Origin of the sequence: Pantanalinema rosaneae CENA516 (assembly GCF_050753385.1) — a bacterium.
Lineage (GTDB): Bacteria > Cyanobacteriota > Cyanobacteriia > Leptolyngbyales > Leptolyngbyaceae > Pantanalinema > Pantanalinema rosaneae.
In genome coordinates this window covers 79,269-90,774 of sequence record NZ_JBLZFZ010000013.1, presented here as the reverse complement: position 1 = coordinate 90,774, position 11,506 = coordinate 79,269, and the positions used below count along the sequence as shown (strand labels likewise).

9 protein-coding genes are annotated in these 11,506 nt (G+C 49.6%); 4 read left to right on the top strand and 5 right to left on the bottom strand.

Going from position 1 to position 11,506, the window contains the following annotated elements; translation table 11 throughout:
* Positions 1-55: 55 nt before the first annotated feature.
* Both ACN4EK_RS10095 and ACN4EK_RS10090 read right to left on the bottom strand, forming a co-directional pair.
* Positions 56-754, bottom strand: coding sequence for a potassium channel family protein (locus ACN4EK_RS10095; protein ID WP_431657727.1), 699 nt, complete (start codon positions 752-754; stop codon positions 56-58).
* A complete protein-coding gene (locus tag ACN4EK_RS10090; RefSeq protein WP_431657726.1) occupies positions 747-2,069 on the bottom strand; it encodes a hypothetical protein in 1,323 nt (440 codons plus the stop codon). Before ACN4EK_RS10090 ends, ACN4EK_RS10095 begins: the two co-directional genes overlap by 8 nt.
* Positions 2,070-2,378: 309 nt before the next feature.
* Between ACN4EK_RS10090 and ACN4EK_RS10085 the strand changes: the two genes are divergently transcribed.
* On the top strand, positions 2,379-2,615 hold the full coding sequence (locus ACN4EK_RS10085) for a hypothetical protein (RefSeq protein WP_431657725.1): 237 nt from the start codon (positions 2,379-2,381) through the stop codon (positions 2,613-2,615).
* Positions 2,616-2,643: 28 nt separating this feature from the next.
* Here the strand turns inward: ACN4EK_RS10085 and ACN4EK_RS10080 are convergent, their stop codons facing one another.
* Positions 2,644-3,759: a glycosyltransferase family 4 protein gene (locus ACN4EK_RS10080; RefSeq protein WP_431657724.1), complete on the bottom strand. Its 1,116-nt coding sequence runs from the start codon at positions 3,757-3,759 to the stop codon at positions 2,644-2,646.
* A 199-nt stretch (positions 3,760-3,958) separates the two neighbouring features.
* Between ACN4EK_RS10080 and ACN4EK_RS10075 the strand changes: the two genes are divergently transcribed.
* Together ACN4EK_RS10075 and ACN4EK_RS10070 are read left to right on the top strand one after the other, a co-directional pair.
* Complete coding sequence (locus ACN4EK_RS10075; protein ID WP_431657723.1) at positions 3,959-5,884, top strand: iron uptake porin; 1,926 nt, start codon at positions 3,959-3,961, stop codon at positions 5,882-5,884.
* A gap of 15 nt (positions 5,885-5,899) precedes the next feature.
* Complete coding sequence (locus ACN4EK_RS10070; RefSeq protein WP_431657721.1) at positions 5,900-6,994, top strand: FecR family protein; 1,095 nt, start codon at positions 5,900-5,902, stop codon at positions 6,992-6,994.
* Here ACN4EK_RS10070 and ACN4EK_RS10065 read toward each other — a convergent pair.
* Positions 6,991-8,958, bottom strand: coding sequence for a CHASE2 domain-containing protein (locus tag ACN4EK_RS10065; protein WP_431657720.1), 1,968 nt, complete (start codon positions 8,956-8,958; stop codon positions 6,991-6,993). The two genes, ACN4EK_RS10070 and ACN4EK_RS10065, sit on opposite strands and share 4 nt — an antisense overlap.
* A 291-nt stretch (positions 8,959-9,249) precedes the next feature.
* On the opposite strand from ACN4EK_RS10065, the gene leuC reads away from it, so the two are divergent.
* The gene (leuC, locus tag ACN4EK_RS10060; protein WP_431657719.1) at positions 9,250-10,659 is read left to right on the top strand and encodes a 3-isopropylmalate dehydratase large subunit; all 1,410 of its coding nucleotides are present in this window, start codon (positions 9,250-9,252) and stop codon (positions 10,657-10,659) included.
* Positions 10,660-10,666: 7 nt separating this feature from the next.
* Here leuC and ACN4EK_RS10055 read toward each other — a convergent pair whose 3' ends face one another.
* Positions 10,667-11,413, bottom strand: a complete 747-nt coding sequence (locus tag ACN4EK_RS10055; RefSeq protein ID WP_431657718.1) for a Rad52/Rad22 family DNA repair protein — start codon at positions 11,411-11,413, stop codon at positions 10,667-10,669.
* Positions 11,414-11,506 lie beyond the last annotated feature (93 nt).

The following is an 11,506-nucleotide window of genomic DNA, read 5'->3' as shown; positions in this document are numbered from 1 at the left end:
TTTTAACCTCAGGTAATTGGTTTAGTGGCAACTTTTAAGCTGCAATTTGAGTAAATTATTTTTTCTCCTGGCTATATAACCCGACTAATCGAGCGATAAAAATGGTGGGATACATAATCCCGACGATCGCTTCTAAATTCGCCAGAATTCGGGCAAATGGACTGATTGGAGCGATATCTCCATACCCAACCGTCGTTAGCGTAATAAAACTAAAATAGGTGATATCGGATGCCTGCATTGGTATGGAAAACGCCGCCGGATTAAGGCTACATACCATGCCATAGAGAATTGACCAGAAAAACCCAACTAATAAGTAAACACAGACCCCACCTTTGATCGTGTCAGAGGTGACGATCGAGGTGGCAAACACCTCCTCTAGAATCAGAAAAATTGACATCCCAATAAAAAATAAAAAAATTGCTTGACTACTAATCATCACAATTTTCTGGTTTGAAATAGATAAATTATCTAACTCACCTAAAATTTGCAAGCAAAATGCTAACCCAGCTAATCCCAAATAATAGTTAAATATAGTTCGACTGCGTTCCAAAGCCCGAATGACTAAGAGAATCGTCCATAAAGAAATCCCGAAAAAGATAATAAAGACGATTGAAACCCCAACGATCGTCGCCCCAATAAAAGGTTCGCTGAGAAAAATTAAAATCAGCATCGTTAGCAGCCGATTATATTTATTTTCAGCAAATTTACATAGCTCGATTAACCGCATCGTGTGATGTCCCATAAAATCAGGCATTCATCCGCTCAAAAATAGCTGAAGCAGAGGGTGAGAACCGGGTGAAATAATTAAAAATCCAGAATTTAATACAGGAATCAATAAATACAGGGACTGTAGCAATAAACATGCCAATCAAAGCTCGATTTTCTGGCAAGCCAAAATGTTCAAAGACTCCCGTAAGTATCACCTCCCAACCCTCAGCAGAGTGGAAGCCAACAAACATATCGGTTAAAAAGATAAAAATAAATACTTTGGTCGGATCAGTTAAACTGAGAAATGCCCAGTTAGAATAGCTACGAACTGCTGCTAACTGATTGCGGTTAAAATACACTAATCCAATAAAGCTTAATAACGCTGTTAGATCTGCCAATAAATTCTTTAACCCATCCAGAGCCGCCTCACGCGATTCTCGCCAAAGTTCAATCAGCTTGTCATATAATTTTGCTTCAGTTTCCGCCTCAGTTAGTTTAGGCATTACTCCCAAAATTTGTTTGATTTCTAGGGACTCTTTAAACAGGTTATATTCTTGAAAAAATCTCTCTTGAATTTCTTCCCGAATTTCAATCTTCTGAGGATGTTTGTCCGAAAAATTTCCGAGTAGAGGATCAAAAACTAGCGTTTTAGCGGTGATATGGACTAATAGTGGAATCAGCACCAGAATGGTAATCCATTGAATCGTTGTCCGTTGCTGTTGTCGGCGCAAGCGTAATTCTTGAATTACCTGTTGTTCATACTCGGGAGTTAGTTCCTGTCCAACCTGTGCCAAACCTCCGAATACCAAACGCGATCGCGATCGTTGGCGATTAGCAGCAACCACCACTGGATCACTGATGGTTGGGGGGCTGGAAGTTTGGAGGTTAGCCCGGTTCAGCGCATTGGGATCGACCTGGGGCAGATTGGACAACGGTTGCTTAGCATCCCCCGTGGGCAATGCCACCTCCCTATCCACAGGGTGACGGTACTTGGCAACAATCCCTTCAATCAACGCCAGTTTTTCCAGAATGGCAATCTCACTGGCAGAGGTTGGTAACGGGAGATGCCCGACTCTGGCAAATTCAGCCCGCCTTTCTGGGGAAGCCATCGCTCCTGGTTGGATCCCCCCCTCATCCTGCCGGATCGCCTGTTGATTGATGAATAACTGACTTAAGCGAAATTGGGCTAAATTCCAGCGAATTCTCGCTAGCTCGCGATCGCGCTGAGTACAGAAATAATCACTGGCAATCTTACCCTGCTTGGGATCGAGGACAATCATGCCACCACCAAACCGAGTCACCTCAATCTGCTGAATCAGCATTGCCGCTTGATAGGCAGCCTCTAAACGACGTAAAGCCATCTGGTAGAGCCATTGATTCACTCGATTAACGCCCCTCAATACAGCTAAACACCGTTCTATCCCGTCAGCTTGCAGCCGAATTGTCTCTTTTAAGAGATTTTAGGATTTCTCTGATAAACTCTCAAGGGTAAAGTGGGTAGTAACGCGAAGGTTCGAGGCGTTCATTCAGGCGATCGGGAAGCCAGCCGATATCCTGGGAATGAGCGATTCCATTAGCTCGGGTTCCCTTAACAGATAATGAATGAAGATTGACATTTCTTGAGTAGACACCCTAGACTCAACGGCGACGAGACAGAAGGTATCTTGACTATGGACGTTTCACAACCCAATCCGCATGAGCCTAGCCCGGAAGAATTACGGGATCTAGAGAAACTAAAAGCGATTATTGAACGCGCGATCGCGGACGGAAAAATTTCTAAAGCTGAACTGGATGCCATGAAAACCCAGGCCTGGTCAGACGGCAAAATCACCCCCGAAGAATTGGAACTTTACAGTTCGCTAGTGTTAGATAAAATCCGCACCGGCGAACTGCAATGGGAATTTTGATGGCATGATCCCAATCAAGCCAGGATCGCTATTGCTCCGAGATCAACATTTGGCTTAACAACTGGCTAAACTGTTGAGCCACTAGCGTTACATCAAACTCTTTGACTTTGGCACGTCCCGCCTGACCCATTTGCTTCGCTTCCTCCGGTGCCGCCAGTAGTCGAGCCAGTTTCCGGGCTAAATCCTCGGGATCACGGGGTGTCGCGAGTAAGCCATGTATACCATCTTCAATCAGTTCTGGTGTAGAGGACGATCGACTGGCGACGATCGGCTTCCCCGTTGCCATTGCTTCCGCAAACACAATCCCAAAGCCCTCTTGCAAACTAGGTAAACAAAAAATCTGACATCTGAGATATTCCCGCACTAATTCTTTATAGGACAAATGCCCTAAAAAGGTCACGGTGTTTTCCAGTTGCAATTCGGCGGTGAGACGGCGGAGATTCGCCCATTCCGGGCCCTTACTGGCAATCCGCACCTCTAAGTCGGGAATATGAGTCCGTAATAAGGCAGCAGCCCGAATTAACGTTGCCACATTTTTGCGCGGATATTGCACCCCAACACATAAGACCGTTGGACGAGTAGCCGTAAAGTCCTCCCCCGTTTGTCGTGCTGCTGCGATCGCCGCATCCCAGGCTGACAGATCGATCGGGGGTGGCACAATCTGAATTTGCGAGGCTGGGTAGCCATAAAGCTTCCCGAGTCGCTGACAGGAATATTGGCTGGTTGCAATCACTAAATCGGCACGATTCACACTCCGCTGCTCGGCTCTGGCTTGCAATTCCAGTGCTATTCGGACCCGTCCCTGCTCAAACTTAGCTTCATCGGCAATAATCCCATGAATATAGGCAATAAACGGCATGTCCAGCCGCTTTGCCAGGGTGTAGCCATCCATATCTAACCCGATCGCCAGGTCATAGCCTTGGAATTGGCCGGGCTGCAATTGCCAGTTCCATAAAAATCGGTGTGCAGTAGATCCCAGCTTGCCAACGGGGTGTGTTGGTGTGATCACATCTACTGTATGCCCCTGCCGCCGCAATTGGTGAATTAAATGGATATTGCCCACAAACGTCCCACTACCCTGATTGGTATTCTGAGGCGTAGCCGTAATAAATGCCAACTTCAAGGGAGAAGCAAACCTGCTCATGATGTTTTTAGCTACCTGGAGAATTGGATACGATCGATTCGTATTATGCCCATTTCAGATAGCTTGCGGACAGCAGCTCCCTGGAACTGCCTTTAACTGCCATTCCTAAAGATTTTTTACAAAATTTTCTGATTGAAGAAACTTCAGGGTGTATTGATAACAATTATGCTCACCAACCCTGAAATGGGTTGAGTCCCCTATGCTGCCAATCTTGCCCCCAGAGCCAGCACCAGTGGTGGTTGTTTCAACCTCTTTAGCCAATCTTCCTACCGCAGCGCCCCCGATCGAGTCCCAAACGTTACCCGTTTCTCTACGCTCCCCTACCTGGTCTGACCCCCAGACCGTGAACACCCCCCTGGAAGTTCCTCTACATTCTGGTTCCTCTCTCGCCTCTCCCGATCTGACCAGTCCTACAGTTGAATCTGTGGCTCACTTAGAATTTTCAACCATTCAGTTACCTTCAGAGCAACCCTCTGATCTAGTAGAGGAACAGTCCGTCCAGCCACTTTCGCAGTTGCCAGAACCCATCCCCCCTGCGGATATCCCTGCCACCCCAACGATCGCCACAACTCCTGATCCCGCCGTTACCTCAGGGTTAATTCCCCAGTTTTCCACTGCAAGTTTGGATCACGCAAACACCGCCAATCCGGATTCCCCAGAGTCAGCCCCCGAATCTGACCATGGGGCAATGGATCAGGTGACTTCAGTATCACAACTAACCGATGTGCAACCAACCGATTGGGCATTTTCGGCACTGCAATCCTTAGTTGAGCGGTATGGCTGCATCGCTGGCTATCCCGATCGCCGCTTTCGTGGCAACCAGGCAATCACTCGGGATGAATTTGCGGCGGGTCTGAATGCCTGCTTAGATCGGGTGAGTGCCACGATCGCCTCAGCGACAGATCCGTTAGTGGGTAAAGCGGATCTCCTGACCTTACAACGGCTTCAGGAGGAATTTAGCGGCGAATTAGGGGTGCTTCGAGGTCGAGTGGATGCCTTGACCGCCCGAACTGCTACCCTGGAAAACCAACAATTCTCCAGAACTGCCACGTTAGGCGGACGAAGCATTTTTGCCTTATCCGGCGCTGCGGGGGGAGAACCGCCCGGACGAGGAGAGACGAATACAACGTTCAACTATCTCACCCAACTTCAGATTGCCTCATCCTTTACCGGACGGGATATTCTGCGGGTAGGGCTATCCAGTGCCAACGCTGCCAATGGGGGCTTTGCCAATCCCGACGCTTTAAACACCAGAATGGCATTACTGTCCTTTCAAGGGGATTTGAACAATCAAGTTTATCTCGATTCGTTGGAATATCGCTTTGCGGTTAGCGATCGGTTAGTGGTCATCGTACAACCGGAAGGGTTCGGACTTAGTAATGTTTTAAGCCCTAATTCCATCCTGGCAGATGCGGGACAGGGCACGATTTCTCGGTTTGCCGAGTTTAGCCCACTCCTGCGGATCGGAAATTTAGATGCTGGAGTTGGCTTCGACTGGTTAATTTCCGATCGCTGGCGGCTTCAGTTTGGCTATGGTACACGGGATGCCAACCAACCGAATCAGGGCGTGTTTGGCGATCACCATGCCTTTGGGACGCAGCTTCTCTATAAACCCAGTTCTGCCTTTATGGCTGGATTCCATTACATCAATGCCTATTCTAGTGATGCTCGGTTAGATACCTTTACCGGCAGTAATAATGCTGATATTTCCGGCGGGTTTAATGAGCAAGCAACCATTCACGCGATCGGGACTTCTATGCAATGGCGGCTTTCACCCAAGGTAATTCTGGGAGCCTGGGGAGGATTAGTCGTTGCAGATTCGCGGGAATCGGATGCTGCTACCCTCGCCTCTACCTATCTCGTTTCCTTAGGATTACGCGATCCCTTTGGTCGCCAGGGAGATCTCTGGGGATTCGTGCTTGGTCAGCCCCTCAAATTGCATATTGGCTATTTAATTGAGCGGTTTGATGAAGCGACTTCGCTGCATCTCGAAACCTTCTATCGGTGGCGAGTCAATGACAATATTTCGATTACCCCAGGCATCTTTGTGGTCACTCATCCCGGACATATTTCTGACAACAATACGATCGTCATTGGAACTCTCCGCACCACATTTAGTTTCTAAGGGAGGCAAGCAAACATGTTGACGCATTGGAATCAGCTATGGTTGCATCGCCGCCTTTACCGAGGTCTATGCCTAGGTTTGATGATGTTGGGATTGGTTGTAGCGATCGGGATGTCATCAACCCGGACGATCGCCCAACAAATTACCCAGGCAACCGTCACCGAAATTTTGCCTCAGAATACCTCATGGGTTTACATCCAAAATCGATCGGTGCGAAAAGGGGCAGTTGCCCGTCAGGGCGAGCAAGTTCGCACAGGTCAGGCAACGGCTGCCCTCAAATTTAATATTCCGGCGGGAATTCGGTTAGCCCCCAACTCGACCTTAATCGTCAATAGTCAATGTGTGCGGTTGGTCAACCAGGGTAGCGTGATGTTAGCAGGCAAAGGAACTCGGGGCTGTGTGGGCAGTATTACAGCCGCCAGTCGGGCAACGGTCTATATTTTAGAGTTAAACGACGCTGGCGTAGCGCAGGTGATTGTGCTGGAAGGAGTTGTTGATGTTGCTGGAGCAGAAGGGACAACCGCTCAGTCTGTCCAAGTTCAGCAGCGTCAAAAAATCACGGCAACCGTGGAGGGTCAACTGGGGAAGGTTGAGCCACTCAGCCCAGCCGAGTTTAATGCCATTTTGAAAGGGCCCTTGTTTCGCGGCTTTCGGGAACCTTTACCCGGTCTGACTGCATTAACCACCACGGCAGATGACTCTGGATTTAGCCAAACATTTTTACAGGATGCGTTGACGGGGCGAGATTTTGTGTTTGAGGAGCGCCTGCCCTCCACCGGAGCCTTGATTCCGAATGGTCTGGCGGAAGATGGAATTTTTACCCGGACTGGAACCAATCAAGCGATATTTACCCCGACGGGCGCTGGAACCGTCAGAGTTTTTCAACTTGATATTGATCAAGGTGAAATTCTCAGTGTGAATGGAGCCGCCGTGTCGAACAGTACCTTTGGCTTAAGTGGCAATGCGGCAACGGGGACAATTCAGTTATCTAACGGTCAGTTTCTGCGATTGGAAGTCTTTGGTGTCAACGGTAAAGAACCCCGCATCGCCCCGAATCAACCCAGTTCGTTTAGTGGCAGAATTACCCCCGGAATTGCCCCCGATCGCTAGCCGGTTGGAGGTTGTCCCAGGTAGGCTCGTAGATCCTCCATGGTCTGATGATATAACGTTTGATCTTCGCCTTTCCAACCTACCAGACTATAGAGTGGCACAGAAGTATCTCGCCCTCGCAGTTTATGTTCACCGACACAAATGACATCAACGTTGTCTGCGACTAAGGTGTAAAGCGATTCAGTAATTAAAATATCTGTCCAAAATTGTTTCGTCATCCCTTCCACCCGGCTAGCGACATTCACCGTGTCACCAATGACTCCATATTCCCGTCGTCGCAAAGCGCCAATATCTCCAGCAATGACTTCTCCATAGCTGATCCCAATTCCGCTAAAAAATGGCACTCGCCCTTCAGCCATAAACCGCGATCGCAAATCGGCTAACGCTGCCCGCATCCCTAACGCGGCTCGAATGGCGTTTAAAGCATCATCTACTTCACCCTGAGACAGGGGAAACCCAAATTCTGCCATAATAGCATCCCCAATAAATTTATCGACTGTGCCACCGGAATCGATAATCACCTGTACCATCGCACTGAAATAAATATTCAATTGTTCAATCAACTGTTCTGGCGGTAATTGATAGGAGAGTGTAGTAAATCCCCGAATATCAGAAAATAACACAGCCGCTTTCAATTTGCGTCCAACTTGCAATGTACCAGGATATTTAAGAATTTCCTGTACCACAGGAGCCGCAATATAGCGTTCCATTGTACTCCGTAGCCGAATCCGTTCAATCCGCTCGGCTAAAGCTCTGGCAGCAAAGTAAGAAAAGGTACTCAGCGCGATCGCAATCAATGGAACCGCCGTAGGCAAAATAATATAGCTATAAGTAAACAGTAAGTAAGCGAGTAGACCCGATACCAGTAAAATGCCAATACCCCAGGCAAGTTCACGGAATAAGCGGGTAGCAAAAATCCCAATGACCCAGCCGGTGCTAACGACGACAACAAAGACAAATAAACCTCTGACCCAGGAATTGGCTAAAGGCTCGATTAACGATCGTCCTTCCAGTAACGTCGCGATTTCGTTCGCATGAATTTCCACTCCTGGCATCATGCCAAACACGGTGGGAAATACATCAGAGGAAATTGTGCTATCGGTTGTGCCAATGAGGACAATTTTGTCTTTAAAGGTTTGTTCCTGTTGATAGATCTGCCACCAATCCGGGGCTAATACTTGCCAAAAGGGAATCTGTTTGATCGTTCCCGCTTTGCCATAGAAGAAAATTTTGTCACCGTGAGGGGAGGGATAAGTGATTTGGCTTGCACCTAATGTCGCTTCAGCAAATGTCGGTAATTCCGGTAAATTTAGCGGTTGCAACACAGCTTCGCGAAACGCCGGACTCAGTCGAGAGATTTGCCCATCAGCCTCAGACAAATAATTCACTAATCCCAAAGCTACGGTTGGAGTCCGCACACTCGGGATTGGCTCCACCAATTGCATCATTGCACCGGGGAGTAACTGGCTTGATGCTTCGTAGGTGGCAGCTAAAACAAGGTTGTCCGGGAAACGAGCGATCGCCTGTTGTAACTGTTGATCATCGGCAACTCCGTACTGACTCGGCTCAGCGATGATTAAGTCTAAAGCGACTGTTTTAGCTCCGGCTGCCATTAATCGCTCAATCACTCTGGCATAGGCGGCACGTTGCCAGGGCCAGGTTTGCAGCAGTTGCGTGATCTCACGTTTGTCGGGATCGGTTTGATAATTGTTTGCCGCTAATAGCGACTGACCATCGATCGCGACAATCACAATTTGCTCCGGTGGACGGACGGTTCCCCGCAATCGGAAAAACCAGTTCTGAGCTTGTTGCTCTGATTCCCGTACCAAAGGGAGATCGAACCCCGTGGCGATCGCAGCGGATAGTCCCCAGAGCGTCACCAACAAATAGGTAGGGCGAATCTGGCGTAGTCGTGGTAAAACCAGGGTGCGAAACAACTGCTGAGGATTAAATGAGTGCTTCATGACATTCAGAATTGCCCTGTTGGTTCAGATCAACTAACGGAAATCTGGCAGTCTACCGTCTCTAATCTCAGAACCGCATCAGCCACCTCCTATTCATTGTCACCCACTGACTATCTATAATCTTGGCAAATTACTCCCCCCAAAACCTATACGCGGCAAACAATCAATCACCCGCCAATTTAGGCAGCAAGCAATCAAACTTTTCCCGGACGATTCCCCCCTGTCCCCTTAAATTAGCTGATAGAATGGGAAGCCTACCATATAGAACACTAATCAAAATTACGGACGGTCATGAGTAAGGGGACATTGTTTGACAAAGTTTGGGATGCACACACCGTCGGCATGTTGCCATCTGGACAAACCCAACTATTGATTGGGCTGCACCTGATTCACGAAGTCACCAGTCCTCAGGCTTTTGCCATGCTCAGCGATCGCGGCTTAAAGGTACTGTTTCCAGAACGCACCGTTGCCACCGTTGATCACATCATTCCCACCGATAATCTGGCACGTCCGTTTGCCGACGACCTGGCAGAAGAAATGATGCAGGCATTGGAACGCAACGTCAAGGAACATGGGATTCGCTTCTACAACGTTGGGTCTGGCAAACAAGGGATTGTGCATGTGATTGCGCCCGAACAAGGCTTAACCCAACCCGGCATGACGATCGCCTGTGGCGACAGCCATACGTCTACCCACGGTGCTTTTGGCGCGATCGCCTTTGGCATTGGCACCAGTCAAGTGCGGGATGTGTTAGCGTCGCAAACTCTCGCATTATCCAAACTGAAAGTGCGGCGGGTAGAAGTGAATGGCAACTTGCAGCCAGGAGTCTATGCCAAAGATGTGATTCTGCATATCATCCGTAAATTAGGGGTGAAAGGAGGCGTGGGGTATGCTTACGAGTTCGCTGGCACCACCTTTGAGCAAATGAGCATGGAAGAACGCATGACCGTTTGCAATATGGCGATCGAGGGTGGGGCGCGATGTGGGTACGTGAACCCCGATCAAGTCACCTTCGATTACCTGAAGGGACGGGAGTTTGCCCCGCAGGGCGGCGATTGGGACAAAGCGGTGGCTTGGTGGCAAAGTATCGCCAGCGCTCCCGATGCGGAATATGATGATATCGTCAGCTTTGATGCCGTCGAGATTGCCCCTACCGTTACCTGGGGGATTACGCCGGGACAGGGCATTGCCGTAGATGAAACGGTTCCCACCCCCGATCAAATGCCAGCCGAGGAACGGGCGATCGCGGAGGAAGCCTACCGCTACATGGATCTGCAACCCGGCAAACCCTTGCAAGGTACGAAGGTTGATGTTTGTTTCGTCGGCAGTTGCACGAATGGCAGACTCAGTGACCTGCGGGAGGCCGCTAAATTAGCTCAGGGGCGGCAGGTAGCGGCTGGCGTGAAAGCCTTTATTGTGCCAGGTTCCGAGCAGGTGAAACAACAGGCAGAAGCGGAAGGCTTAGACAAGATCTTTCAGCAAGCCGGATTTGAATGGCGGGAACCGGGTTGCTCCATGTGCCTGGCGATGAACCCCGACAAGTTAGAAGGGCGGCAACTCAGTGCATCGTCCTCTAACCGCAACTTTAAAGGGCGGCAGGGGTCGGCATCGGGTCGCACCCTGTTAATGAGTCCAGCTATGGTAGTCGCCGCCGCCATCACAGGACAGGTCACGGATGTGCGGCAGTGGCTGTCATCCTGAGTCTGACTTAACTCATGGCAGGTTCCCGGTTATAGGTAGCCGCCAGGTCACGATCGGCGAGTTTCTGGCAAATCTCGTTGTACTGCGTGGTGGAAATATCGGCGGTACTGGTCAACCCATAGGTTTCCAGTAAGGCTTTCACGCCATTGTTCGAGTAACCCCCATCATTCTTCGCGATCGCCCATAACCGTTTCTGCTGGTTTTCGCTAATCTTGGCGACGGCAGGCGATCGGCGTTCCTGGGCTGCCATTTCCCGCTTCTGTTCTGTGGACGGCAGATTACCGGGAACCCAGCCATTCTCTCGGGCAGCTTTGAAGGCTCTGGCATCCCCCCGACTATGCAAATACCGGATCGTGAATTCGCGTTTGTCGGCAGACTGCTCATCCAAATAGGCGGCAACCCCAAAGGATTCGGCGGCGGATTTAAACGCATCAGCCACCGCCCGTTCGATCGGCGTTCCCCGACTCATATCCTTACCGGAGCGAGACAATAGTTCAATTTCGGCATTGCCCCAGCGCTGCCGTGACACGCCATTGATCGTAATCGTGCAACCGATCGTGCAATACTTGTCCAGATACACAGGAGCCGTATACTCCTCCTGCCATTGTGGGCAGACCTCATCCAAGCGATCGCGGATTTTTTGCCAGCGTACATAGAACCACTTACCGCCCCCCGGCAGGTCGCGTTCTTCATGGTCTTCCGGGGCAAATGGTTCCTTTAGTTTGCGGATCAGGTCGCGAAATTCGTCATTCATAGTCGATCGTTTGATGAAAGGACAACCCCCCTGTCTCTATCTTGACAAGCCAGGATTTAACCTTCCATAAAGTTTTATCGAACGATCGTGATG

Coding starts and splice junctions, on each gene's coding strand:
- ACN4EK_RS10095 (WP_431657727.1), bottom strand. CDS start 754: ATGCCTGATTTTATGGGACATCACACGATGCGGTTAATCGAGCTATGT.
- ACN4EK_RS10090 (WP_431657726.1), bottom strand. CDS start 2,069: ATGGCTTTACGTCGTTTAGAGGCTGCCTATCAAGCGGCAATGCTGATT.
- ACN4EK_RS10085 (WP_431657725.1), top strand. CDS start 2,379: ATGGACGTTTCACAACCCAATCCGCATGAGCCTAGCCCGGAAGAATTA.
- ACN4EK_RS10080 (WP_431657724.1), bottom strand. CDS start 3,759: ATGAGCAGGTTTGCTTCTCCCTTGAAGTTGGCATTTATTACGGCTACG.
- ACN4EK_RS10075 (WP_431657723.1), top strand. CDS start 3,959: ATGCTGCCAATCTTGCCCCCAGAGCCAGCACCAGTGGTGGTTGTTTCA.
- ACN4EK_RS10070 (WP_431657721.1), top strand. CDS start 5,900: ATGTTGACGCATTGGAATCAGCTATGGTTGCATCGCCGCCTTTACCGA.
- ACN4EK_RS10065 (WP_431657720.1), bottom strand. CDS start 8,958: ATGAAGCACTCATTTAATCCTCAGCAGTTGTTTCGCACCCTGGTTTTA.
- leuC (WP_431657719.1), top strand. CDS start 9,250: ATGAGTAAGGGGACATTGTTTGACAAAGTTTGGGATGCACACACCGTC.
- ACN4EK_RS10055 (WP_431657718.1), bottom strand. CDS start 11,413: ATGAATGACGAATTTCGCGACCTGATCCGCAAACTAAAGGAACCATTT.